Annotated in this window: 19 protein-coding genes; 7 read left to right on the top strand and 12 right to left on the bottom strand. The window is 57.2% G+C overall.

Annotated features, from left to right (window positions below):
• Nucleotides 1-230: 230 nt before the first annotated feature.
• The 3 genes from BKD70_RS20110 (at nt 231) to BKD70_RS20100 (ending at nt 10240) form a co-directional block, all read left to right on the top strand.
• Complete coding sequence (locus BKD70_RS20110; RefSeq protein WP_047274717.1) at nt 231-2387, top strand: TonB-dependent siderophore receptor; 2157 nt, start codon at nt 231-233, stop codon at nt 2385-2387.
• Between the two features lie 121 nt (nt 2388-2508).
• On the top strand, nt 2509-8253 hold the full coding sequence (locus BKD70_RS20105; RefSeq protein ID WP_047274718.1) for a hypothetical protein: 5745 nt from the start codon (nt 2509-2511) through the stop codon (nt 8251-8253).
• A 247-nt stretch (nt 8254-8500) separates the two neighbouring features.
• The gene (locus BKD70_RS20100; RefSeq protein WP_047274719.1) at nt 8501-10240 is read left to right on the top strand and encodes a dipeptidase; all 1740 of its coding nucleotides are present in this window, start codon (nt 8501-8503) and stop codon (nt 10238-10240) included.
• A 71-nt stretch (nt 10241-10311) separates the two neighbouring features.
• On the opposite strand, the gene BKD70_RS20095 is transcribed toward BKD70_RS20100, so the two are convergent.
• Genes BKD70_RS20095 through BKD70_RS20085 form a run of 3 tightly spaced genes read right to left on the bottom strand, consistent with a single transcriptional unit; the run spans nt 10312 to nt 12647 of the window.
• Nucleotides 10312-11520: a CynX/NimT family MFS transporter gene (locus BKD70_RS20095; RefSeq protein ID WP_047274720.1), complete on the bottom strand. Its 1209-nt coding sequence runs from the start codon at nt 11518-11520 to the stop codon at nt 10312-10314.
• Nucleotides 11507-11968, bottom strand: coding sequence for a nucleoside deaminase (locus tag BKD70_RS20090; RefSeq protein WP_047274721.1), 462 nt, complete (start codon nt 11966-11968; stop codon nt 11507-11509). The genes BKD70_RS20095 and BKD70_RS20090 overlap by 14 nt, the downstream gene beginning before the upstream one ends.
• Nucleotides 11969-11987: 19 nt before the next feature.
• Nucleotides 11988-12647 (bottom strand): ankyrin repeat domain-containing protein, encoded by a 660-nt coding sequence (locus tag BKD70_RS20085; protein ID WP_047274722.1) that lies wholly within the window; start codon nt 12645-12647, stop codon nt 11988-11990.
• Between the two features lie 109 nt (nt 12648-12756).
• Here BKD70_RS20085 and BKD70_RS20080 point away from each other — a divergent pair, with 109 nt between their 5' ends.
• The 4 genes from BKD70_RS20080 to BKD70_RS20065 all read left to right on the top strand — a co-directional run bounded on the left by BKD70_RS20080 (nt 12757) and on the right by BKD70_RS20065 (nt 16441).
• On the top strand, nt 12757-13617 hold the full coding sequence (locus tag BKD70_RS20080; protein ID WP_047274723.1) for a LysR family transcriptional regulator: 861 nt from the start codon (nt 12757-12759) through the stop codon (nt 13615-13617).
• A gap of 238 nt (nt 13618-13855) precedes the next feature.
• Nucleotides 13856-14059 carry a MarR family winged helix-turn-helix transcriptional regulator gene (locus BKD70_RS24850; protein ID WP_139047508.1) on the top strand — a complete coding sequence of 68 codons (204 nt, stop codon included), beginning with the start codon at nt 13856-13858 and terminating at the stop codon, nt 14057-14059.
• Nucleotides 14060-14389: 330 nt separating this feature from the next.
• Entirely contained in the window at nt 14390-15385 is a 996-nt protein-coding gene (locus BKD70_RS20070) for an SUMF1/EgtB/PvdO family nonheme iron enzyme (protein ID WP_047274724.1), read from the top strand.
• 60 nt (nt 15386-15445) lie between these two features.
• Nucleotides 15446-16441, top strand: coding sequence for an SUMF1/EgtB/PvdO family nonheme iron enzyme (locus BKD70_RS20065; RefSeq protein WP_240478018.1), 996 nt, complete (start codon nt 15446-15448; stop codon nt 16439-16441).
• A gap of 49 nt (nt 16442-16490) precedes the next feature.
• Here the strand turns inward: BKD70_RS20065 and BKD70_RS20060 are convergent, their stop codons facing one another.
• The 9 genes from BKD70_RS20060 to BKD70_RS20020 all read right to left on the bottom strand — a co-directional run bounded on the left by BKD70_RS20060 (nt 16491) and on the right by BKD70_RS20020 (nt 26602).
• On the bottom strand, nt 16491-19019 hold the full coding sequence (locus BKD70_RS20060) for a LysM domain-containing protein (protein WP_080960323.1): 2529 nt from the start codon (nt 19017-19019) through the stop codon (nt 16491-16493).
• 19 nt (nt 19020-19038) lie between these two features.
• Nucleotides 19039-19872, bottom strand: a complete 834-nt coding sequence (locus BKD70_RS20055) for a DUF4123 domain-containing protein (protein ID WP_047274725.1) — start codon at nt 19870-19872, stop codon at nt 19039-19041.
• Nucleotides 19869-21920, bottom strand: coding sequence for a type VI secretion system tip protein VgrG (locus BKD70_RS20050; protein ID WP_080960322.1), 2052 nt, complete (start codon nt 21918-21920; stop codon nt 19869-19871). The genes BKD70_RS20055 and BKD70_RS20050 overlap by 4 nt, the downstream gene beginning before the upstream one ends.
• An 83-nt stretch (nt 21921-22003) precedes the next feature.
• Complete coding sequence (locus BKD70_RS20045) at nt 22004-22522, bottom strand: Hcp family type VI secretion system effector (protein ID WP_047274726.1); 519 nt, start codon at nt 22520-22522, stop codon at nt 22004-22006.
• A 681-nt stretch (nt 22523-23203) separates the two neighbouring features.
• Nucleotides 23204-23860 carry a DUF799 domain-containing protein gene (locus tag BKD70_RS20040; RefSeq protein ID WP_047274727.1) on the bottom strand — a complete coding sequence of 219 codons (657 nt, stop codon included), beginning with the start codon at nt 23858-23860 and terminating at the stop codon, nt 23204-23206.
• On the bottom strand, nt 23857-24216 hold the full coding sequence (locus BKD70_RS20035; RefSeq protein WP_047274728.1) for a DUF4810 domain-containing protein: 360 nt from the start codon (nt 24214-24216) through the stop codon (nt 23857-23859). The genes BKD70_RS20040 and BKD70_RS20035 overlap by 4 nt, the downstream gene beginning before the upstream one ends.
• 27 nt (nt 24217-24243) lie before the next feature.
• Nucleotides 24244-24927, bottom strand: a complete 684-nt coding sequence (locus BKD70_RS20030; RefSeq protein ID WP_047274729.1) for a CsgG/HfaB family protein — start codon at nt 24925-24927, stop codon at nt 24244-24246.
• Nucleotides 24928-25193: 266 nt separating this feature from the next.
• A complete protein-coding gene (locus tag BKD70_RS20025; RefSeq protein ID WP_047274730.1) occupies nt 25194-26195 on the bottom strand; it encodes a GlxA family transcriptional regulator in 1002 nt (333 codons plus the stop codon).
• Between the two features lie 80 nt (nt 26196-26275).
• Nucleotides 26276-26602 (bottom strand): DUF2834 domain-containing protein, encoded by a 327-nt coding sequence (locus BKD70_RS20020; RefSeq protein WP_047274731.1) that lies wholly within the window; start codon nt 26600-26602, stop codon nt 26276-26278.
• Between the last annotated feature and the right edge of the window lie 63 nt (nt 26603-26665).

Genomic DNA, 26665 nt, shown 5'->3' with positions numbered 1-26665 from the left:
CGAGGCATTTTGTCACACTACACCTGTTGCAGTTGCATCGTTTCAGCGGATTACGGCGCCATCCATCCCGTGCAGGAAGTGCCGGATTCAATGCCCCGGAGATGCTACCCTGCGCGCCTCAAAGATCTGGCCATCAGCCAGACACCTATCGACCTGTGCACACACACACGCAGGCTGGCGTCTTCGCGAGCCTGTGCGTGCGCGCCAGGGCGGGACGTTCAGGAGTTTTCATGGGTAAGCCTTTGCCGCGTTTTGCGTTCACGACCTTGAGTGTCAGCCTGCTGCTTGCCAGCGCTTTTCAGACGGCGCAGGCCAGCCAAACCGAGCTGCCCGCCATTTCAGTCACCGGCGAAGACAGCCTCGGGTATCAGGCAGACACCGCGTCGGTGGGCGAGTTTGACGCGGCGCCCTTGCTGGACACCCCGGCGGCTGTTTCGGTCTTCACCCAAGCGCTGATTCAGGATCAACAGGCACGCCTGCTCAGCGATGTGTTGAAAAATGATGCCTCCGTGGGCGAAAGCTACGCCCCCATCGGTTACTACCAGAACTTCGTGGTGCGCGGTTTCTCCCTGAACGCGGCCAGCAGCTACGCGATCAATGGGCGCACCATCACCGGCGAGCAAAACGTCGGCCTTGAAAACAAACAGCAAGTGGAATTGCTCAAGGGCCTGTCTGGCCTGCAAAGCGGAGTGTCGGAGCCTGGCGGGCGGGTCAACTACGTGACCAAGCGCGCCGCCGATGTGCGCTCGGTGACGGTGTCCACCGACGACCGCGGCAGCGGCTACATTGCCACCGACGTCGGCGGTTGGTTCGGCAGCGAACAACAATTTGGCTTGCGGGCCAATGTGGCCCATGAAGACATTCATTCTTACGTTGAACACGCCAACGGCCAGCGTGATTTCATGTCCCTGGCGTTCGACTGGAACATCAGCCCCGATGCGCTCTTACAACTGGATGTCGAGTACCAGACCCAGGAACAGCGCTCGGTGCCCGGCTACCAACTGCTGGGCGGCACCGAACTGCCCCACGGCGCGTCCCCCAAAAAACTGCTCGGCCATCAAAGCGGCTCCAAGCCCGTCACCCTCGACTCATTGAACCTCAATGGCCGTTTTGAGTACCGCTTCAGTGACAACTGGAAAGGCAACCTCAGTGCGTCGCGCAGCAAGGTGGTGATCGATGACTACAGCGCCTTTGCCTGGGGCGGTTGTTCGCAAGGGACGGCGTGTTCGCAAGGCAACTATTTCACCCCGGCAGGCGGCTACGACATTTACGACTTCCGCAGCCCCGACGACACCCGGCGCAATGACGAAGCCCAGGCCACCCTGAGCGGCGCCTTCAACACCGGGGCATTAGACCATGAGCTGACAGTGGGCAGCAGCGCATTGCGGCGCGTCGTTAATAATCGCGAGCAAATCATGGAATGGGTCGGCAGCGGCAACATCGATGCCGAACCTGAGCAGTTCCCCCGCTACACCGGCGCCCTGAACGACAGCCACCGTCGTCTCGACAGCCGCCAGTACGGGGTGTTTTTCAACGACCGCATCCGCTTCAACGAACAGTGGCACACCGTACTGGGCGCGCGCGAAGTGCGTCTGGACGAAAAGGCCTTCGACAGCACCGGCGTCACCACCCGCCACACCCAACGCTATGCGTTCTTGCCACAGGCAGCGTTGATCTATAAACCGCTGAATAACCTGTCGCTGTACACCCGTTACAGCAAAGGCTTGTCGCTGGGCGGCACGACGCCCTGGTTTGCCACCAATGCTCCCGACATCCTGCCCCCCAGCGTGTCGCGGCAAATCGAAGCCGGGATCAAGTACGACTGGCAACGCCTGAGCCTCAGCGCGACGCTGTTTCAGTTGCGCCAGGGGTACCAGTACGCGCAACCGGACGGCGCCGGGAAGTTCACCTACGTGCAACAGGGCGAGCAAAAAAATACTGGGCTGGAGCTGGCAGCCAATGGCCACGTGACTCCGCGTTTACAGGTGGCTGCCAGTGTCGCGGCGATCCGCGCGCGGGTGTCGGGCAGCGGCACCCCGGCCTACGAAGGGCACCAAACCCTTAACGTCCCCACCCTGCGTGCCAGCCTGTATGGCGACTACGCCCTGCCCTGGGTCGATGGCCTGGCATTGCTCGGCGGTGTGCAGTACAGCGGTAAAAAATACGCCAACCCACAAGGCAACGTGGAGGCCGCCAGCTATGCGGTGTTCAACATCGGGAGCCGCTACAGCACCCGTATCGACGGTTACGACACCGTGTTCCGACTGACCGTCGACAACCTGTTCGACACGCGTTACTGGCGCGACGTGGGTGATTACATGGGCGACAACTATGTGTTCCAGGGCGCACCGCTGACCGCCCGTTTGAGTGCTTCGGTCAACTTTTAACGCAAATTAGCCCCGTTATTGGCCACTCAACCGGCATCGCCCGCGAACATCTATCTACCGCGTGCCTTGAGTCAAAACCTCTTACGGTCATGTTTCGAACATTGACGGTAAGAGGCTGACTGTGAACCCCACCACTGAACAAACCCTAGAGCGCATCACGCTGTATGAGCTCGCCGATAACATCGGTCTGATGTATGTGAACCGCAGTGAGACCGTGGCGGCCTCATTGGCTATCGAGCTGATCAGCCATGTACTGGCGCAGCTGGGCACACACACGCTCACCGATGAGCAGTGCGCAAGCCCGTCTTTCCTGCTGATGCTGGCGACCGAAGGGGCAGTTAAAGCCTCCGTGGCCACCTTGTTGGCCGTGCCACAGGGCACGGTTACCCATAACGATGTCAGCGCATTGCTGTTAAAACTGGCCAATCAGGTCTGGGCCTTCCACGCCGGGCATATCAATTACCCTGGAACACAGCCCGGACCCGCGCAACGCGCTCAGTTCAAGTCCGCGCTGGTTACAACCCTCTCCACTCTGCCCCACAGCCCTACGACCACCCTCACGTTTATCGCCAACCTGCTGGACCGGCACTGCACGCGCACCACTCAAAAGCTGTTGATCGATTCGCTGACCGTCTATGACGCAACGTCTTCTTTACTGTCCGCTCAGCCCTCGCTCACGGAGTGTTTGCTGGCTGAACTGCGCGCTGTCTTTACCGACCTGCCTGCGACACTTGCAGTGCCTGATCTGAACAGTCTGTGGTTCGTCACCCCGTCAGCTACGAGCCAGCCAGATACAACGTTGGCAGCCCTGATACAGCGCCTCTTGTCCGGGGAGCCTGACACGCAGCCAGCCGATAACAACCGGGTTCTGCGCTACCGCACACCACACGCGTCGACCGCGTTCTCGCAACTGCCCATCACTGAGGTGCAATACCGGCGCTTTACCGCACGGATGCAGACACTCGGCGCGGTGTATGTCGAGGCCTTGAAGGCGTACTGGGCCAGCCCCGCGTACAACAACGGCGTGACCAGCGCCTCCAAACAAGACGTGTACGCCGAGCATCTGGCCTCACAGCTGCAAACCGAGCTGCGGCTGTTGTGCGCTGACGACACCCTGCCTGCCGCCAGCGCTGCCATGCTTCGTCAGGTCTTGGAGTACCCAGCGGCGGCAGAGCGTCAAGCCGCCCACCCTGCCAACCCGGTCAAGGTGTTGCGCGTCGGCATTCAGAACCTGCGCACACACGTCGGCCGAAAACTGGCCTCTGTCGTGGCTTTTATAACGGATGAGGCCGACTCGGCGTCGACCGGGGCCGTCCTGTATGCGCCCGGACACGGCATTGAGGTGTTCAGCAGTCATCAGTCGTTGAAAGACGAAATGAATCGGCGTTTTAACGACCGGGATGACCTGCTGACATGGTTGCCTCATGTGCACGCCAATGACTATGCCGAGACAGCCTTCTTCAATAAGGCGCACAAAAAGAAGTTCAAAACCGCCGAGTTGACCAGCCCTGTGTTCACGCGAATCAGTGCTGACCTGTTGGAGAAGCAATACAAGGATGTTCATTACCTGTTCAAACACGCCAATGCCCTTGGCCTGCAGGGCTCACTGGGCCTGCTGAGCCAGCGACTCGATAACGCGACCCGCCGACAGGTCCAGGCTGCGAAGCAACAATTACTGGCTGCACGCACCACCCGACTGCTGATGCGCGTCCCCCCGCAGGAAGTCGCACAGGCCATGTTTGTCCAGCAAAACCCGGACCAGCCGTTACCGCCGGACAACGCTCTGCCGATCATGGACCTCGCGGCGATTTTCAATCCCCCGGCACGCTTGAAAACGCTCACCAAAGACGCTGAGTTTTACCTGCTTGCCCAGGAGATGTTCGCCACAGACGCCGCGCAGACGGTGCTTCGGGAGGTTGCACAAACGCTGCACGACTATCTGCCACCCGCCTTGCCTGTCAGCACGCAAGCTGCACTGGTGTTGAGCCATAAATGCATCAGCCATCACCGCAAGGCGCCGGACATCGACAGTCGGCAATACCAGTGTTTTTTTGCCATTGAGCAGTCGATGCGCAAAGCCCGATTTTTTTCCACTGATTACCACTACCTCACCAACAGCTTGCAGGTGCTGGGTGCCAGCCCAACGTTCAGGGCCGGTGCAGAGGTGATGGTTCAACAGGCAGACTGGGACAGGGTTCAAGCATTCTCAGCAGGCTGGTCGGCCACGCTGCACCAGCTGATTGGTGGGGCTATCAACACCCCGGACCTTGCGGCGCTGGCCAGTGCATTGAATTTCAACGCGTTATTCCCGGACCCCAGCCTTCCAGACTCCGGGCTGCACGCACTGTCTATCAACGCCGTGCTGACCTTGCTGATGGACAGCCCCGAGTTTCATCGGCTTGAAACCGGGCTCTTGAGCGCCAGCACCTGGACCAAGGAACAGCAAAAGAACGCCAGCCCCGGTCTCATCAGGGCGTTGGCGGTATCGATCATCACCGACTACCTCTACCCGCCAGCCAGCCATCGTCCAGGGTATGTGTGCGGCTTCAATCTGAACGCCAAGCGACTGGGTGACTTGACGTTTGAAGCCGTTCGCCAGTTAGTGAAGGAGCATTTAAGGAGCACGCTCAAGTGCACGTCTCATCAAGAACTGAATGTTGCATTCGTTGTGTTGGCCAGCCGCTACTGCCCTGAGCTACTGATTTTCGACGTCCCGCCAGACCTTCGTTTCGGCAACACCCGAGACGCCGTCGACTTCAAGCACGCGGTCGCACTGGCCGAGTTGACACTGCCCGGATCGGCGGTAAGTCTGGGTTATCAGGCCCTGATAAAGCTGGTGCACGCGACCCATGCCGACACGCTGTCCACGGACCAGGCGTTGGCACTCAGTGCCTTGCGCAAAACGCCCGTGCTGCACTTGGCGATGTGCAGAGGGGTCATCCCTGAAAGTGACATTGCCGATGTCACACCTGAAGACCTATTGAGCGCGTTTCAGTACGTGATGGACCTTGACCAGCAGCATGCCCAGACCTTGACGGCGCTGGTGCAACAGCCCCCGGATCGTAAACGCATGGCTCTGAGGCGACTGGCAGAACACCACCCCGGCGTGGATATAAACCATCCGCGGGCCTTCACTGAAAGCGAGATCAACAAATACTTCGTGAACCGGTACAAGTCCCGCGGTCGAAACATGCGCCTCTCCTTGCTGGAGATGTACATGACCTGCGGACAGGACCGTACGTTCGATGACCAAGTGCTCGGGTTCGATACCCAGGGGCGCGGGGGCTGTACGCTCAACAATGCGTTCAACACCGCTTACGATACGTTTCAAACGACCCATGATCAGGCGCTCGCCGCGCAACTCAAATACGCCATCAAGGACTTACCGGAGTCTCAGCGGCTGGAGCTATTGAGCGCCAATCACTTTTTGAAACTTCAGTTTGACGTGGATAACACCTATGTTCCCGGCCATTTCGGCCTGCTGGCGGTCAATACGGACCCCGCCAACGCCTACGTGTATGAAGTGTTCTGCCCGTCAGGCACCATCAGAAAACTGACCCAGGAAGGCGGCGTCATTTCTCATTACGCCACGTATGACACATCCGGTTTGATCCGAACGGATCACTATGTAACGGGGCTTCCTGCGCTCGACGTTAACGCTTACACCACGGGCTCAACCGGCACAGACCGCAGCAGGCCGGCCCTGGAACTGGCCTTTATGTGGAGTAATCCGATCGACACTCCGCTGGTGTCGCGCATACGCATGCTCAGTGAGCGGATGGTGGAACATATCTTCAGTCACGCCACCCGTTCAGCCCGTGCGCAGTTCAACCATGCCACGCCTTACGAGCGCTACCGAAATGAGCTGGTGGCTAAAACAGAATTGATCTTTAACGTCTTCATTCCTTTTTATTCTTTATACAAAGACATACAGGATGAAAACGTTAACGCGGTGACCATCGCCACGGCGTTACTTGAGATCTTGTCGTTTGTATTGCCGTTCGGCAAAGCGGCTTATAGCGGCTACAGAGCGTCGTTATTACTGGGCAAGATTGTCGTCAGAAGTACTTCATTTGGCGTTTCCAGGGCGGCCCTCTTAACCATGCGCACCGCTTATGCCTCACGGGCATTTGTCATTGCCTTGTCCAAAGGTCTGGTACAGGCCGCCCATCCGTTTGCGCTGGTCGGCCTGTTGTTTCAAGGTGGTCTTAAAGGCGCTGCGCTTGTGCAACGGGCGCTGTTGCTGCGACGCAAGTTGAAGTTTGTGCCCCCGTTCGCCCAGCTTGAGACCACCCTGAACCCGCAATCAGCAGTGCGAATCGAGTACCCCGGCCCTTCCATTCGCCCCAAAAACATCGGCCCGCTGAAACACCCGATCAACCCCTTTCGCCCGGACTTCACGTGGGGCAACAGAAAACTGGATGTGCTTAACCAACAACGGTTTCATCACTCAAACGTTGACCTTTCCACGGCCACGTTCGCTGATAACGCTTACCAGGTGGCCGGGAAACAGTACATAAAAATGCAAGGCAACGTGTTTGCCATCAGGCAACTGCCCAGTGGCCGGGCCACCCACCTTTACAAAGGGGATACGCAAGGCCCGGCCGTGCGGTTCAATGCCGGCGACAACCAGTGGGAACTCGAAACGGGCGGGTTACTGGCAGGCGCTCCGCCGCGCCCGCTCACGCTGAGCCGTCAAATCAGCTTGCCCATGGACGGTGTGCTGGAGGCTGGCAATGACTACATGGTCTTGTACGAACGCTACATGTTGCCTGTGGCCTATGACGCCAACCTTGGCGCCTGGCGCCAATTGCATGAAATCAGCCCGAACGAAAAAAGACTCGGTGATCCGCTCTGGCGAGATCAGGCGGGCACGTGGCGAAAAGGGTCGGTCGAAGCGTTCGTGGTTCAGAAATCGCGCACCCCTACGCCCACGCGGCTAAAAGATTTTTCGTTCCCGACCTTGCCCGTGGTCCCGGACAACGCGGTGGCCATTCCCAACAGAATTCATTACATCTGGCTCGGCACCCAAATGCCGCCCGCCCACCTGATCGACAATATCGCGATCAACCTGACACGCGCTTCAACGTTTATTTCAACCTTGCACCTGGATGTCAGTGACACCCTGTTTGCAAGCATCACAGCCCTGTGCCGTGAAAAAGTCCCGACACTGGTGATCTCAAAACTGCAAGACGAACCTTTTTTCGAGGTATTCAAGAACAGCCCGAACGCCGAGCACTATCAACTCATCAAAGTGGCCGAAAGTCAGTTGTACGCTTCGGCGTGCGATGTTCTGCGGTTTCCATTAACCAATTACTACGGGGGTATCTACATCGACATGGATGATGTCCTGAAACAAACACTGATCGCCGAGGATTTAAAAGCAGCCCCCGATGACGTGTTGCTGGGGAATCTGGTGACCTTGGCCGAAATCGATTTTCACGGCTATAACAGCAGCCACTTTGGCACGCAGCCCAATAATCCCGTGCTGACGGCTATTTCTGCTGAAATGCACGCCCGCTATATCGCGAACAAGGCGTTTTACCTCAAACCCAAACCCACGCTTGATGAACAACTGCCGCCCGCTGAACGGGCCAAGGCGCGCGCGCACTACAACGCTTACTTCAAGGAATATTTCCACCTGACGGGGCCGACGTTACTCAACGATGTACTGGCCAGGGAGCGGCGTGTTTGCTACGAGACCGCGTTTCAAGTGGTGCAAGGCAAGACCGTGTTCGAGACGGCCAGCATTGCCGACCCCCTGTATCTGGAGCAGTTGAACACCGCTTTTGATCATTACTTTCCGTTTGCCCGTAAATACGAAATTGACACCGGAAGTGAACACTCCTGGAAGCAGGGACGATAAATCGCTGAGGCTTTAAAGCGTCGTGACGCAGCAGCCTTAACGTGTGTGGGCGCTGGCTGGCCGCCTGTCTTGAGCCAGGCCGCCAGCGGCAGCCCTCTACCTTGCGTTTGTGCGCCGCTTTTACGTTTCTGTGCGACAGATCGCATTTGAGGGCTCCCGGAGCGGGCGATGCGGTGTTAGTTTGGAAAAGTTTTGTTGCAACTCAACTCTTTACTGACTTATCACCTGCAAAGGAATGCCTCCTGCAATGGATTTCCCTCTGAAAAAACTGGCTGCGGCCACCCTGCTTCTGGCTGGCTTGTCCTCCTTCACCCCGTTCGCCCAGGCCAACATCACGCCAGAGCAAAGCGCGGCGATTTTGAAAAACTTCAGTGACGCGTCTGTCACTGATTTCAGGCAGTTCCTTACCCGCCTAGGTCAAAGCGAGCTGGCTAAAACTGATAACCTGAGCGCGACGATCAGCACCTTTCTCGACAACAAGCCACTCAATGCGGAACAGCAGAACGAGATCCATCGCCTGCTCGGTCTGTACACCCGGGTGAAATACGGCAAAGCCGCGACTGAAACCCTGCGTGAGCTGGTGGCGATCCCGACCGTGACCGTCGAAGGGGTTGCACAGCACCAGAACCCGGAATTCCTGAAGATTGCCGACAAGATCAAAAACCTGGCGCAAGCGTTCGACCTGACGTTTCGCAACGTAGACAACCGCGTGTATGAAATTTCCCTTGACGGCCAGGGCGACGAGGTCGTCGGTATTCATGCACACGCCGACGTGGTGCCCGTCACCCCCGAAAACTGGGTACTCAAGGACGGTACGCGGCTGGACCCTTTCAAGCTCACGTTGATCGGCGACCGCATGTATGGGCGCGGTACGGAAGATGACAAGAACGGCATCGTGGTCACGCTGTATGCGATGAAAGTCATCAAAGAAGAAAAACTGCCACTGGCGCGCAACTTCAAACTGCTGGTCGATACCACCGAAGAAACCTCTGGCGACGCCATTCCGTATTACTTCGAGCACAACCCGACGCCTCAGTACAACCTGGCACTGGACGGTGGATACCCGGTGGTCATTGCAGAGAAAGGCTACGGCACTGTGATGGCCAACTTTGCGCGACGTGGTGCCCAGGGCAATGGCGCAGAGATTGTGTCGCTCACGGGCGGCATGGCCACCAACCAGATCCCGTCCACCTCGGTGGCGACCCTGGTGACCGATCAGCCTGAGAAGCTGGCGGCGGCATTGAACAAGGCTGGCGCCGAATACGCCAAGCGCAACGGTGGTGATTTTGAAATCAACGCCAAGGTGGTGGGCAAGGAGGTGCAACTGACGGTGACAGGCGTGTCGGCCCACTCCTCCGAGCCAGAATCCGGGGTTAACCCGGTGGCCCGCATGCTCGAGTTCATCAATGGCCTGCACGGCACCGTTGCGCTGAAGTCCAACTTCATCACTGATGCGGCGCGTTATGGCGCGGATAACTGGGGCCTCGATTACACGGGCAAGAAGCTCGGCGTGGGTTTTTCGGATGCGTTCATGGGTCCGTTGACCACGTCCCCGACGTTCGTCGGTCTGGACGACAAGGGATTGAAACTGGCCGTGAACCTGCGGGTGCCGAAAGGCAAATCCCCTGAAGTGCTGAAGGACGAAATCGCGGACAAACTCAGTGCCTGGAGCACAACCACGCACACCCCGGTGGTGTTCGATTACTCCATCGCCGAACCGATGTACCGCAACCCTGAGGGCGAGTGGGTGCAAGCGCTGCTGGCGGTGGCCACAGAGAACCTGGGCATGGCGCATACATTTGAATCCTCCGCGGGCGCCACGTCGGTGCATGAGCTGCCAAACGGCGTGCAGTTCGGCCTGGCCATGCCTAATGTGAAATACACCGGTCACACCGACAACGAGTTCAAGACGGTCGAGCAGTTCATGCTGGACCTGCAAATCGTGACCGAGATGATGGGCCGTATCGGACAATTGCAAAAACTGTAAGGGGCAAACCGGGGCGGCATTGCTTGCCGCCCCGCGTACCGTGTCCCTGCTCGCCCCTTTCGTTTACAACCTCAGGTCGGTTGTTGTAGGGTTGGCTGCGCAGCAAACACCGTTTGGCTGATGTTGGCCGGCCTGAAAAGCCGTGTCAGCAGCATCATTGAACATACCGCCATCACCAGCACCCACCAGGCACTGGCAAATTCCCCCGTAAGCTCCCGAAGCCAGCCCGTCATCCAGGGCGAAAGCGCATTGATCAGAAACCCAACGCCTTGAACAAAGCCCCCGAGTTGCCCGGCTTCGTGCGGCTTGCGGCAATGATCGAGGGTCAAGATCAGGCTCAATGCAAAACAGGCCCCCAATCCGAACCCGATCAAGGCAACCCAAAGATGCGGCGCCCCCAGCGGCCACAACACCAGCCCGGCATAACCCGCCAATTGAGCCGCGAGGCTGATCATCAACAGCGGCCGCCGGTCATGGCTGCGGTGCGCCAGAGCGGGCATCACCAACGCCGCAATGACCTGGAATATAGTCATGAACGCCAGCAACGAGCCGCTGCGTGTCGCGCTCCAGTCCATTTCCAAGTAATACGCGGGTAACCAGGCGACCATGCTCATGTAACCGCAGTTCACCAGACCGAAATACAACGCCAGCCACCACGCCCGGCGCTTACGCCAAACGCGTGTTGGCGCCGAGGCTGCGGGCTGGTCGGTCTGCGCAAAGGGCAGCCGCCACCACAAGGTCAACGCCACCGCTGCCGGAATCAGCCAGATGCCCAGACCGCTCTGCCAATGCGCGAAGTGGCCCGCCACCAGCGGACTGACCAGCGCAGCCAATCCGCCACCGGCCATCAGCGATGCGCTGTACACGCCCAACGCCAGCGAAACGCGCTGCTGGAATTGACGCTTGATCAGTGCTGGCACCAGTACTTGAATCAGCGCCACACCCAACCCGCCCAATAAGGCGGTGGCGATCAAGACCTCAGCGTGCTGGCCATAGAAACGCCAGCCGCAAGCCCCGAGGATCATCGCCAGCCCCAGGGCCACGCCATGGCGCTCCCCCAAACCGGCGTGCAGACGCGTTCCGAGCAGGGCCACCAAGCCCATGCAAACCACAGGCAGGCTGGTCAACCAGGCACTGCTTTGAAAACTCATGCCCGTGGCTGCGCGAATTTCCATCAACAGCGGGCTGACTGAACTGAGGATCGGGCGCAAATTGAGGCCCAGCACAATCAGCAAAGCCCACTGGGCAAGCACCCGCAACGCGGTTTTATCCCGCGGCATGGCGCGCCTGCCAGTCACGGTAAAGGCCGATCATGGCCGGCTGCTCCAAGTGCTCAACCGGTAATGCCTGCGCCGACAAAGGCAACGCCATCTGCGCATAGACACCGGCAGTGGACAAACCAAAAGGCTGCGCCTGCTCATTGCTCGCGGCATACACCACCCGCGAGACACCGCACAAATGCATCGCGCTCAAACACATCGGGCAAGGCTGGCCGCTGGCGTAGACCACACACCCTTCAAGGTGTGGCCCCAGTTGTTGGCTGGCGGCGCGTATTGCCAACAACTCGGCGTGCGCGGTGGGATCCTGACTGAGGTGGATGGCATTGGCCGCTTCGGCAATCACGTGACCGTCTTTAACCAACACGGCGCCAAACGGTCTGCCCCCGGCAGCAACGTTATGAGCGGCCAATTGCACGGCGCGTTGCAGGTACACCTCATCGTCACGCATGAAAACACCTCGACCTGAGTCAGTGCGCGCCCGCGGCGCGCAGTAATTGGGCAATAACGCGCTGGCCGCGTTGTTGGGCATGGTGTAACGGGGTGACGCCTTGTTTGTCCGGGAGGTTCAAGTCGGCGCCTGCGTCGATCAGTTGACTGACAATGTGCTGATGCGCCGGCCCGCCGTCAGACAGCACAATGGCTTCGAGCAAACAGGTCCAGCCCAATCGGTTGACATGGTTGAGGTCGACACCCGCCGCAATCAGCAGGCGCACCGTTTCGACATGGCCGCGCTCACATGCCGGGATCAATGCGGTGCCACCGTAGCGGTTGGTGCTTTTCAAATCCGCTCCGTGCTCCAACGCCAATTGCAGGATCTCGTTATGCCCGCTTGCACCCGCCAACAGGTAGGGGCTGTCCTGGCTCAGGTTCTTCTGATTAACGCTGGCCCCGGCATCGATTAACGCCCTGGCGATCTCGATCCGGTTTGAGTGAGTGGCCAGCAGGAGCGCGCTGCTGCCATCCTCTGTAGCCGCCTGAAGGTCAACACCCGCCGTGATCAGTTGCTGCACCCTGCCTAGCTCACCGTCCCGCACGGCATCCAACAGCTCATTCTCATTTGCCATCACCACCCCCATCATCAGCAATCCCACAGCCCACAAACTGGATTTACATGCCTGCACACGCATGCTCACGCCCTCTTATCAATCGCAGGGAAAACCAGTATGGTCAGCACACTTGGCATTCTGAAATTAAATATAAGCATGCCTTTCAGTGGCGATGTGAATGGCGGTAGCGATGTTCGATCCGATTCTGTTACGCAGCTTTGTGGCGGTCGTGGACTGCGCCAGTTTCACCCGGGCCGCCCAACGTCTGCACCTGACCCAGTCCACGGTCAGCCAGCAAATCCGTCGCCTTGAAAACACCCTCGGCTGCCCGCTGCTGGACCGCGAACAGCGCCACGTGAGGGCCACCCCTGAAGGTGAACGCTTGTTGGCCTATGCCCGCCGCATCCTCGCGCTACAGGAAGAAGCACGCGACGTGCTGTGCAACCTGAAAAGCGAAGGCGTTTTGCGCCTGGGGGTGCCGGAAGATTTTGCGGCTGAACGCCTGATGCCGATCCTTTCGCGGTTCGGCCGTGAGCATGCGGGCGTACGCCTGGAAGTCACCAGCGGACTGGGCCCCGAACTGATGCGGCTTTACCGTGAGGGGGAGTTCGACCTGCTTTTGGTCAAGCAGATGGGGCAAGGGGTCGATTGCCTGGCGTGCTGGCCTGAACCCATGTGCTGGGTCGACAGCCGCGCCATGCCCGCCCTCGGGCGCGATCCCTTGCCGCTGGTGGCATTTCCGGTCGGCGGTTTATACCGCAACGAGATGCTGCATCACCTGGAAGTCGCCGGGTGGCGCTGGCGCATCCACTACTCCAGCGCAAGCCTGGCCAGTGTGTGCGCGGCCGTGGCTGCGGGGGTGGGCATCAGCCTGCTGCCTGTGCGGGTCATCAGTGCCGAGCATAAGGTGCTGGACGCCCACAGTGGCTTGCCGGATATACAAGGCGTATTTCTGGCGCTCTACGGCCAGAATGGCCTCAGCCACGCGGGCAATCTGTTAAAGCAAGCACTGATGGAACTGTGCGAAACCCTTGCACCGAACCCAGGTTGAACACGTGCGACAGGCCAGACCAGCAAGGTCATCACTGACCACTACCGCGGCGACAGCCGGCAAGGGCCACCCCCCAAGCATGTCACGTCGGGTTTTACCTCATGGGCCGGTAACGATGTGGAGGCCGTCACTCGCTGGGTCAGCGGGCACTATCCGGGCTTGCCCACATGGCCACAGGCCACAGTTTTGGAGGTCATGCCATCGGACTGTGCGCCAGCCGGAGCGCATTGACGATCGCATGGCCAAACCGGGGCTCATTCTTCGCCGGGTGGATGAACCAAATAAACGCAGCTACCGGCTCTGGTTAACCGAAGCCGGACGAGAAGCGGCCCAACAAGCGATGGCCGAATGGGCCCCGTTGAATATCAAACTGACCCAAATCTTCACTGACAGCGAGTTAGAAGTCCTGTCCCAGTGGCTACGCACGGTTAACGAGCGGTAAAAATCATCGTGACACGTACAGCCAAGACCCCAAATCACACTTAACAGATCCGTTCTTTAAACAAACACAGGAAGGCATTAAAGCAGAACCCATTGCTTGAATGACAATTACTACATAAGGCAATTCTTACAGTAAAAGCAGACAATTACTTATTATCAACTTGGCCACTCACACACCATCTAAAAAGTGGCCAAAATTTTTATTCAAGCACATCAATAACCTACACATTACTTCGTTGTACGCATGACAAGAAACTGCTCTTGACGATAACTTCCTCGCCTTATAAATGCTAAGATCGCTCCCATTTCCAGGCGCCTATGGGACATCCCCATGATAAACAAAACGCTATTACCTCTGTTTACATCGATTATGCTGATGGGGTGCCAGGCACAGACTTCCGTTCTACCCAAAAGCCAGAAACTGTCAGCCGATAAAGTCGCTGAAATAGCAGCAACCATCGAGCGAGCTTACCCAAAGCTGTCCACTGAGATTCGCGGTCAACTGTTGAATACAGTGGTGAAGTCTCTGGACAATATGGTGTTTGTCGAAGGCGGTGAATTTCAGATGGGGGATTTCGGTTGGCCCCATAATTTTGATATCACCAATATGTGTGACTGGCCGTGCGGTATGGACCCCGAGCGGATGGGGCCCCTGAGCATGGGGACCGATAATAAATTCGTTCATCCCGTCAAACTGAGCAGTTACTCCTTATCCAAGTACCAAACAACCTTAAGCGATTTCGATCTGTTCTTTATCGCTCAGGGCAAACCGTTGTTTGATGCAGAAGATCGTAATCGGGAGGATTTACAGGAGATTTTTTACGCTCCCAACCTTCCCGCACCGGTAAAAAGCTGGCAAGAAGCCAAAGATTATTGTGGCTGGCTCGGTAAGTTGAGTGGCTATGCGGTGGACCTGCCTACCGAGGCTCAGTGGGAATATGCCGCCCGTAATCGGGGTCAATACGTGATGTTTGCTACTGATAATGGCAGTTTGGACTATGGGCGAAATTATTCCGAACGGGGCATAGGCCGTACTTTTTCCGTTGATCGTTTCGTACCTAACCCCTTGGGTATCTACAACCTCACTGGCAACGCCACCGACTGGGTTAATGACTGGTATGACGAAGACTATTATCGTGTTTCACCGTTTATGAACCCTACAGGGCCGGAGAAGGGAACACTTCGAGTCCTTAAAGGAGCTGGGTATGGTGAAGATCCGTTGCTCAGCGCTAGTACTGTACGGCGTTGGGCGCAAGAACCTGTCAGAAAATACTATTCCCCAGGTTTTAGCTTCCGCTGTGCCATTCAGTCCGATCAGCCTCTCTGACATGAACTTAATGAGGTCACATTTGTTGCACTCTCACTTTTCTTATATAGAGATATTCCTGTGATAAACAAAACGCTATTACCTCTGTTTACATCGCTCATGCTAATGGGATGCCAGGCACAGACTTCCGTTCTACCCAAAAGCCAGAAACTGTCAGCCGACAAAGTCGCTGAAATAGCAGCAACTATCGAGCGGACTTACCCAAAGCTGTCCACTGAGATTCGCGCTCAACTGTTGAATACCGTGGTGAAGTCTCTGGACAATATGGTGTTTGTCGAAGGTGGTGAATTTCAGATGGGGGATTTCGGTTGGCCAAATAATTTCGATATCACCAATATGTGTGACTGGCCGTGCGGTATGGACCCCGAGCGGATGGGGCCCCTGAGCATGGGTACCGATAATAAATTCGTTCACCCCGTCAAACTGAGCAGTTACTCCTTCTCCAAATACCAGACAACCTTGGCCGATTTCGATCTGTTCTTTATCGCTCAGGGCAAACCGTTGTTTGATGCAGAAGATCGTAAGAGGAAAGAATTACAGGAGAAATACTTCTCCCCCAACCTCCCGACGCCTGTAAAAAGTTGGCAGGAAGCCAAAGACTATTGTGGCTGGCTCGGCAAGTTGAGTGGCTACCCTGTGGACCTGCCTACTGAAGCTCAGTGGGAATATGCCGCCCGTAATCGAGGTCAATACGTGATGTTTGCTACTGATAATGGCAGTTTGGACTATGGGCGCAATTACCCCGAACCGGGCATAGGCCGTACTTTTTCCGTTGATCATTTTGTCCCTAATCCCTTGGGCATCTATAACCTCACCGGCAATGCCACCGACTGGGTTAATGACTGGTACGACAAAGACTATTACCGTATTTCTCCGTTGATAAATCCTGCCGGCCCCGACACGGGAACCCTTCGTATTCACAGGGGCTCAGGGTTCCTTGAAGATCCTGTGCTTAGTTCTAGTACCGTCAGGCGGTGGAGTGATCAGCCGGAGAAAGATGGATATTACCCTGGCTTTAGCTTTCGGTGCGCAATTCAGTCCGATCAACCTCTCTAAGATTAAACTTAATCAGGGCGCATTTAAGCGCCCTGATTTTGCCTAAAGTTCAAGCCAACCCTTCAAATCGTCCGCTGCGCTGTGCGGCAACCAGTATTTTCTCTTTACGCCAGGCATTGCTGGGAGTCCAGGCTATCCGAGCCCGGTTGTCAGATGTTTGGCTCATCGCCAAGTTATCAATAAAGCGGTTGAACTCATTTTGCTCGTATCCATCAAGTAGTGCATTGATACGCTCCAGGCTCTGCATGGCATTGACCTTGGTCGCATCGCGCGAACAATGCTCCAGCACTTCGATAAAATGCCGCCAGCGACGTACTTGGGAGAGAAGAATTACTAAAGCCTGTTCCTGTTTTTCATTGAAGCTACCAATGCCTGTGGCGATGACCCCTTCGGTTAACAGGTAAACCATGGGGCCAATGGTTTCTGGAGGTAGCATATTTAACGGAATATTTTGCTGACGAATACGCAGGATTTTATCGTCTTTGTGCGCGATCAAATAATTGGCCAATGCGTCTGCTTCTATTCTTGTAGCCTTTCGATTTTCCCACCACTGAGACAGCTTAAAGGCCCCATATTCAAATGGTCGGCTTATCGTCTTACTACTAGAAATCGCCACCCGATAAAACTCAGAAGCCATATAACTGAAAGCCTCCTCCGTCACCCCAATAAGATGCCTGTAATCCATATCAGCCAACGCATTGCAAAATAGCAATGCCAACTTGCCAACTTGATCCAGTTCCACCACGGTGCCAAACCCGCCCCCGGCACCTGGCCCTAATACCACGGATCCTTTGCAGTTAAACGCCAACCGATCATTTGAAATACTGATGCCGAATTCGCCACTGCCGCCGATTCCGACTGCAGCATTACCTTCCATTTTCACCTCAGCCAATTTAACCCAATTGCCTCTCGCCGGATCTCTAATCGCTTTGCCCCCTTCGTCAGGTTCAATCCATTCAAAAAAACCACTCAAGGCACCTCCGGTCTGAGCACCGGCAAAGGCATCGCATTTGACACCGACGTAACCACTGCGCCCGACCTCCATGGTCGGAGGCCCTAACAGCGCGGTAGCGCCTGCCGGTGTTTCGCTCGGTTTGTACTGGATGTTGACCCCCGTTTCGACCTGAGACTTGGCGCCGACAAAACACGACAGTTCCAACTTGCCGCCCAGGCGAAACACGCCCATCGGGTGAAGGACTTCTTCGCCCAGCGCATTGCGGTAGGCCATGGTGGCAACGTAGCCACCTTTATCAGGGAAATACCTGTCGAACGACACAGACCCTTCTCCCAGCGAGAACGCGGCGCTGCCTTTGACGCCGACATCAATATTGCCTTCCTCGGGCTCCCAGCTATTGACGCCAGCGCTCGCACTGGCGGCAAATCGCAGGGCGTGGGCCTCCGCAGAGACGGCATAGGGCATGGCACCGCTCTGATCGGTCGTCCATGCCACCTCTTTGTGCAAGGCGTTGAGCAAGTTGTCGGTCTGGCTGTTCCACAGTCCGATCTTGAGTTCAAGGTTGCCCAGCGGCCCTGCCTTGCGGCCATCGCCGATGGCTTCTTTGATGTCTTTTATCAAGTCTTTGGCCAACTGCTTGTTGAACGGTTTTCCTGCCATGACACGGGTCGACACTCGAACATGCCATGCGGTGATCAGCCGATAAGGGATGTAGTAACGCCGGGCAGGATCGCCAAACACACTGATTTCCAGGACGAGTATCCCCGTTCTGCTCTGTATGCCACCTTCACGCCTGCTGCTGCGCCCCCTGCCATGCTTCAAGTCAGGGGCAGCGTCGTTCGCATTCGTCTCGCTGTCTGAGCTGGCGGCGGTGAAGGAATTGAACGCGCCTGAAGCCGGTACGGCCGTTGGCTGCGTTGCCCGTTGGGCAAGCAGTTTGCTGATCTGCTGGTCGAGCGCCTGGATTTTTTTCGCCCGCAATGTCTCCCAGTTGCTTTCAACCCGCGTCTGCAAGGCCCTGGTTGGCCAATAGTTCTGATACCAGTCACGGGCCTTCTGTAACGTCGCCAGTTCGCCTTCCAGATCGTTCTCGGAGGTCAGCGGTGCGGCGTTGTTTGCCTGAGGGACGGGCTCACGCATCAGCAGACCGGCCAATTGTGCCTTGGCGCTCCACACGTCTTTCACGCAGCGCGTGCAGGTGCATTCGGCACTCGGTGCCTGCGGCTTTTTACACTGCGTCACGGGCAGGCTGTTCGCCAGGTTTTGATGCAGTTCATCCATCAGGGCCTGAACCTTGGTGGTTTCTTGTTTCAACGCTTTGCACTGCGTTTCAGTCAGTACATAAAAGTAAGGATCCCCTGTGATGTGCACCACTTCCACCAGCTCTTCATCGCACTCGGTTTGCCCCATGAGTGCGATGCAGGTGGCGCTCTCGTCATGCACGGGTGGCGGCAGTGACGGTTGAGAAGGCGTATCCGGGAGCCTCAACGCCCACCCTTCCCTGAGAAAGTCCGGGTCCGCAATAAACGGGTTAAGGGCTTGCAGGTCTGCCATCTTGACCCCGAGCTGCTGGGCAATCTCGCTCAATGTATCGCCGTATTTAACGATGTACGTCGTGCTCATCTGTGGTTGTCCTTGTATATCAGAGGCGCTCTAGCGCATTGAGTTTGTCGCCAAGGCTCAGGTCTTCACGCGCCAGTAATTCGCTAAAAGGGACGCGACTCCAGAAGCCATCACCCTGACGCAGAGCCAGCCTCAACCAACGCTCCAGGTCGGCCAGTTGCAGGTAGCCGGCATGTCGGGCGCCGTGCAGTTGCCGATACACGAACGTCTCTGGCTCAGGCATCGTGAGTACGGTCTGATAATCGCGGGCCAATCGAACGGCGAACAGGTGCAGCCGGCGCTGTTGCATCAGGCGCTGACGCTCAGCACTCAGGTGCAGCCAGCCAGGTGGGAGCCTGTGAACTTCGGCCTCAGGCTGGGGAAGGGACAGGTGACGCCAGCCCAGCTCGTTGCGCCAGGCGATATCGGTGAGCGGCCCCATAAACTGCGCACGCTCAACGTCGTTGAGGCTTCGCAGCAACGGTTCCAACCAGCGCGGATCATAAAAACGCATCAGCCGGGCCGGGGTGTCTTCGCTGCTGACGGTCAACAGGCTGCGCCAGTGCTCTACCGCCAGATCGACCTGTTGTTCATGCTTCAGATAGAACACACACCCGGCATCGACCCGCGCCAGTAACGCACTGGCATAGGCCAACAATGCCCCGTTCAGCGCGCACAGCACGGCGAACGGCCCGGCGGATTGCAGGCCGACATAGGGCGTTGTGTCAAACAACGGCACACAGCGCTCCAGGCCATGGCCCATGCGCTGTTCGAGCTGTTCTGGCAGGGCCGGGTCGAAACTGGCATCCAGAATCACGCACACCATTCCCGGCGCCACAGTCGCCTGAAAAGGCGAGGCAATCGAAGTGATCATGCTGTCTGCCCCTGTTGGTGGATGGGGCAGTTGCCCGATGCGTCGAGCGCACAGCCCGGTAAAGGCAACAGCGCGCCCGCGAAGGCTTGCAGTTGGTAAAAGGCCAGGTCCGGCAGCGCCAGTGCCGAAGGTACCGACACGCCTTCAAGCATCCCTGGCAGCACCGGTGCCGCAGCAGTCCCGCTCACAGGTGTGCCGCCGAGCTGAATGTCGGTGCTGCTGAAAATCCCTCCCGGGCCAATCACGAGGTGTTGCCCGCCACCTTTCAACGTGATGCTGGCCCCTGCATCCAGAATCAGGTGGGCCCCGGCCTTGAGGTGGACTTGTTGACCGGCCTCAATTACGAACGTTTGCCCGACACGGGTATGGCTGCTGCTCGCGACCTGTAAATAATCGTTGGCCTTGAGCTGGACTTTGCGGTCGGCCGTGACCGTGCGCTGCTCTTGCGCTTCGAGCACGGCAACGCTATTGCCCTTGATGGTTTCGCGGCGCTCGTTGCCGACCTCCAGTCGGCTGTCGTTCTCGACCCGCTGCTCCATGTCGCGCTGTGCGCGAACATAAATCAGCTCCTGGCCGCTTCGATCTTCAATCGACAGCTCGTTGAAGCCGCCACTGGCCGGCGAGCTGGCACTGCGCATCACGGTTTTAGTTTTATGCGCAGGCAACGGATAAGGCACACGGGTGACCTTGTTGGGTACGCAGCCGGTAATCAGGGGGTTGTCGGGGTTGCCTTCCAGGTAGGTCACGACCACTTCCATGCCGACCCGCGGGACGGTCACCGCGCCGTATCCTTGCCCTGCCCAGCTCGACGACACCCGGAGCCAGCAACTGCTCTTGTCGTTTCCCCGTTCGGCACGGTCCCAATGGAACTCCACCTTGACGCGCCCATATTCGTCGCAAAATATTTCTTCGCCAGCAGGCCCGGTGACACGGGCGGTCTGGCTCGCCACGACCGTTGGACGCTTCACCAGTGCAGGTCGGTAAAACACATCCCACGGAATCGCGCTAAAGGTATTGCAATAGCCTTGGGTGAACGCATCGTCCGACGTCACGTCGCTGGTCATCGTCTCTTCCAGCACTTGTGGCTGTTTGCCAACGTGATGAACCTTCAGCAATAACCACAAATCGTTGTAACGCTTGCGGGGATGGTCGCTCAGGTTGAAAAAGTGACCGCTGCGCATGGTGGGCTGGTCACTCTGCCCCTGCGCCAGTGTGTAATCGGCACGATGGCGTTCCAACGCGTGCCGGGCGATCTGTCGCCCCTGCTGCTCATTGTCCAGAGGTGCGGGCGAGCTGTAGTCCTCCAGCGCAGGGGTGAACTCGGCCGTGAAGTGGCTCTGCAGCAATGCACTGGGCCGTTTGAAGTCGTAACTTCGGCGTGTGACGGTGGTAGTCCGGGAGCTCAAACGCAGGGAAAAGTGGCTGACAACCGGATAGTCGGCCACTTGTCCGCTGGTTTGCTGGTAGGGAGTCGTCCCGAGTGTTGGAAAAAAGGTCTGGTCTTCGGTGAACACCAACAGGTGGTCCTGCGCACTGTGTTGGTGATGCCAGGAAATCCCGTCTTCACTGCACAATCGCTGGATGAAATCGAAATCGCTTTCACCGTATTGCGTGCAATAGTCGCGTTCAGGGCTTTTGCTCACATGAAATGTATAAGCATGGGCTTGAATGCCATTCCCTTTGAGCACCTGTTCGATAATCTGCGGCACCGTAAGGTGCTGGAAGATGCGTTGGTTAAAGCTGTACTGCAAGTAATACAGTGCAGGCACCAGCGTCAGGGAGTAACGCGTCAATCGCTTACCGGATTCACCCACTCGCACCTCTTCAATACGGCCATGAATACCCTCACCTTTGAGGCCGAACTGAAGAAATGCAGGCTGGCTGAGCAAACGCTCCACATCAAAATCAGAGCGCTCACTGACCAACTCCACCTGGATCGCATACAACACACTGATCGCTTCAAGTCCATCAAAGGCAAGCACCTTGAAGTCATTGGTAACATAGGGGATCAACAACGTGAAATGCGCAGTGTTGGCGGGCGCGAACATATGTTTTTCCTTACGTTTGGACGTGGATGTCATGCAACACCCCGGCCACTCAGTGACCGGGGTATTTCATTCATCGGCCAGCGTTAACCAGCGACTGGCGTACGCCAGTCATCGGAACCGGAAGTACCCGATACTTCATGGGTCCAGGTGATTTTTCGGTAAGTGAATTCCACGTCTTCCAAGTGCGTGAAGTGCGAGTTCGACGGGTCCTGGCAGTTGTGCATGTAGTCCTTGATGTCGACGATGATGGCGTCTTCAAGTTTGGTGGTGAAGTAATGCTCTTGCGTGCCCGCAGCGGAAGTGCGGTACCACTGGATCGTGATCTCGGTCAGCCGCTCACCCGAGGTCAGCGCGGCCAGCAGCAGCGGCGACGACTTGTCGAACACCTTGGTGATCTTCACCGGCTTGTGAACGCGCTGGCCGGTCGGTTGGCCCGATTGCGGGTCGCGAGGGATGATCACTTCGTGGTTGAAGCCTTGAACCATGACCTGGTCTTCATGACCTTCCTGGTAGGTGTTGCCGACTGAATCCGCGGTGAATGCACCGGCAGTGATAAGACCTTGTTTAGTGCCCGTCACGGACATATACGCTGGAGTAGCCATTGATACTTTCCTTGTTTAAAAAATGAATGCCGACAGGCAAAAACGCTTGCCGGGCAACAAGTAGGTAATCAATCTTCATGCCAACTTTTTTCTAACTTATAAATATCAATCAGTTAGCTAAATCACTTAATAAATACAAGGGCAATAAGAGTAAAAAACAGCCAAAAAGTGCGCAACTTCTTGCGCAGTGCTGTGCAAGAAGTTGCGCAGTTGTCAGGGCACTCTTTAAATCGGGAGATACAGCGATGTATCCACAGGTTTATTCACATTTCATTGCGCAAGAAGTTGCGCAGCTGACCAAAAACCACGATCTGTAACAGGGGTGTTTATCAGCGCCCCATTACTTTTATAAAGTTGTTTAAATCCGTCTCATGGCCTCACAATTAATGCGCCTGTTAGTTGATGAAAAGCGTAGGAGAAATCATATAGACATATAAGATCATTGTGACGACCTAAAACAATCAACCGCACTTTTTGTTAGCCGTCACGGCACGTGCAGGGAACCCATGTTCCAAGAGCTGCCTGTGCAGGGGCGTGGGGATATTGGAACAAGGCACCAAAGTGCGATGACCGGGCAGATTCGCACGTTGCTGATGTCAGCGGTGGCCCAATAAACCCCGGTTCAAGGGCGGGCCGTTCCCGCGTCGGTGGCACGCAAGCCTGCCACCGACGCGGTGCGGGTCAGTCCGAACCGTACTTGGGCGAGCGTGGCCCGTAGAGGATGCCGGTGCGCTGGCCGGCCGAGAGCAAGCGGGCACTGGCTACCCCGGCAATCGGATGCGCTGCATCGGTGGAGCTGTTGATGACCTGCTTGACCGCCGCGGTGATCAACATGCCCACAATCCCGCCCGCGTTGCTGTTGCCCTCCTCGCTGGAAGCGCGTGCCACACCGGTCCACAGGGTGGTGCCCGTTTTCAGATCCACCAGCTTGGCTGTGGCTGTCACAGCTGTATCACTGGAGATCAGCATGTACTGCGTGCCGTATTCGGTGATGGTGATGTACAAACCGGCGTCCGCGCCAAAGATTTGCTGCAACTTGGCCGGAGCCACAGCCTGAATATCATTGGCAGTGGTCAGTCCGTTCTGGCGGAAGGTTTCATCCACCAGCGCAATGGGCAACACGTAGTAACCGGCTTCGGCCAGCGGGTAAGTCACTTGGGACACCAGGCTGTACGAGGCCTGGACTTCCGGCGACTCATTGATGGGCGGCAGCACCAGAATGCTTTTCGGACGGCTTTGCTTGAACGCGGCGTAGTCGATGGTCTTGGGCGCGGCGCACCCACCGAGCAAGGCCAAGCTCAGAAACGCCGCCGACAGCGCCATAAAACGCGGCATCATTTGGCATCTCCGGCTTTAGCGTTCTTCAATAAAAAGTCCATGTAAGGCCCCGACTCCGGGAACAGGGCTTTCTCGGTGCGAAACTGCTGAACCATCTGATCATCCTTGCCCATCGACAGGTAAAGCATGCCCAAATGGGCGTGGTACCCCGGTGGCGCGGAACGGCCGCTGGCATTGATCTTTTGCAGATCGCGCTCCAGTGCCTCGATTTGCGCCTCCTTGGGCTCACCTTTGAAATACTCGTACACCTGCGGCTGATAGCTCTCCCACTGATAGAGAGGCTTGGGGGCCGGTTGACACCCGGCCAGTAGCCCGAGTCCTGCCAGCACCAGCGACAACTTGACTGCCTTGCTCATCCTTGTACTGCTCCTTGAGTGCCGTGATCAGTGGTTGCGCGGATTCCAGGCACCGGCATTGATGCCGTCTACCAGGTGATTGATCGCTTCGCGCATCGCCAGATCCAGCACCTTGCCATTGAGCGTCGAGTCGTAGCTGGCAGTGCCACCGAACCCGATGATTTCGCGGTTGGACAGTGCGTATTCACCCGCACCTTGCGTGGAATACACGACTTCCGAGGTGTTGATGTTGACGATGTTCAGGTTGACCTTGGCGTAGGCCACCTGTGTTTTGCCGCGGCCCAACAGACCGAACAGTTGACGGTCACCCGTCTCTTTACGGCCGAATTCGGTGACGTCACCGGTGACCACGTAATCAGCGCCTTTGAGTTTTTGCGCCTGGCCCTTGATCGCCGCTTCCTGGGAGATTTCGCCCATGTTGTCGCGGTCCAGCACGCTGAAGCGGTTGGTCTGTTGCAAATGGGTGATCAGGATGGTCTTGGCCTGGCCGCCCAAACGATCAACCCCATCGGAAAAGATGCCGCGCATGTAGCTGGAACGGTTATCGAACTTGCCAACAGCAATGGGGACACGTACGCCTTGATAGGCCACGTTAGCGCTGGCCACTTTTTCAATCGGTAGTGCGCGCGAGCTTTCCGTGGCGCAACCGGCCAATGCGAAGAAACCCACCACGACGGTGCTGGCCAACAGGGTTTTAACGACTGTTTTCACTGAATACTCCTTTAAGGAAAACGGGGTGTTACATGCAATCGAACGCTTCATGGGCATGCCGCGCGCGCCTGTGCTACACAGCAGGCACAGGCCCGTGCAACGCTCAAAGCGTGTTGTCGGGAATGTGAGCGTGTGAAGAAAGACGGCGCTCTGCAGACCTGCCCTGTGTCAGGGCTTACGCGCAGAAAGGTCGCGGAAGATACCAAAACCACCTGACCGGTACAACGAATGCCGCCGCCCTGCCCGGCGCAGCAGCCTGTCAAACCTCATTTAACCCGCCGGACTTCCCTGGAAGGTCTGTAGCCAAAAAAGGCGCTGTAGCATTTGCTGAAATGGCTGGGTGACACAAAGCCGCATGCCACCAGGACTTCCACTTGTGACAGCTCGGTGTGCTGCAGCAGACGCCGTGCCTCTGTGAGGCGCAACTCCAGGTAATAACGCTGCGGGGTGGTGCCCAATTGCTCCTTGAACAAGCGCTCCAACTGGCGTCGCGATCTGGCGGCGTAGGTCGCCAACTGCTCAAGCGCCAGCGGCTCTTCCAGGTTGGCATCCATCAACGTGATCACTTCACGCAAAGGTGCGCTGACGCAGATGTTTTCGGCCGGTTTGATACGCCGATAGCGCGACGCTTCAAACGCCAGAATGTCCTCGATGCCTTCGACCAGCGCCTTGTCGTGCAGTGCTTTAATCCACTCCAGCGCCATCTGAAACGCCCCCGCAGGGCTTGAGGCGGTCAACCGGTCGCGATCAATGACAAAAGGCTCGCTGGTGACCTGTGCCGAGCGGGCCATCTCCGCCAACGCGGGTCGATGCTCGGGGTGGATGGCGCAGCGATAGCCTTGCAGCAAGCCGGCGCTGCCCAGAAACCAGGCCCCGTTCCACAGTCCCGCCAGGGTCATGCCGGTCTGGCCGGCGGCACGCAGCAATTCAACCAGTTGTTCACTGGCCTTCAGTTCGGTTCTGTAGCCCCCGCACACAAACAGTATGTCCAGGCCGTCAAGGCAGCCCTTTTCAAACACCGCATCCGGACGAATCACCAGCCCCAGATCGCTCAGCACCTGGGCGTCGTCCACACCGAAGGTGCGCGAGGAAAACAACCCGGCGCGCAGCAAGTTGGCGGTCACCAGCGCATCCAGGGCCTGGGTAAAGGCGGGCAGCGAAAAGTGCTCCAGCAACAAGAAACCGGCGCGAACCGGGGTATCTGTGGAGCCCGCAGAGGCGTGCAGATTGTTTTTTTTCATGCCACCGCTGAACTGACGTCTTTGCATCAAGCAGGCTCGATCGTGGGGGGAGCTGGCTTATATACCCCACTGCGCGTGTCGATGCCATGGGCTACCCCCCTTCCCCTTCAACGCGCTGTGGGTTTAGGTGAAGACCGTGAAAAACCCTTGACCACCACGTACAGCAGCGGCCCGGCGGACACGAATAGCGCCGTGAGCAAAAAGTACGGCCACAGGGACGCCATCGATTGACCCCGGGTACGTGCATCCCGGTACATCCAGACACAGGCCAGCCCAGCCATCACGTACAAGTCGATGACGACTTGGGCGGTGTCAGGGCTGGACATCAGTTGCAGGCCAAACTCCAGCAGGGACTGGTCTGCATGCCACAGGGTAAATGCCGTGTACAGCGTGAACAGCACCAGCACGATCAAGGCGAAACAAGGTTTTTTCATGATGTCGGTCCGTGAGGCGTCAGAGGGTGTCTACCGGTCTGACGTTAGTGATAACGTCTGCCC

It is taken from the genome of Pseudomonas sp. BS-2016 (genome assembly GCF_001806145.1).
Lineage (GTDB): Bacteria > Pseudomonadota > Gammaproteobacteria > Pseudomonadales > Pseudomonadaceae > Aquipseudomonas > Aquipseudomonas lundensis.
Note: the sequence above shows the minus strand (reverse complement) of the source record. Positions and strands in the feature narration are given on the sequence as shown.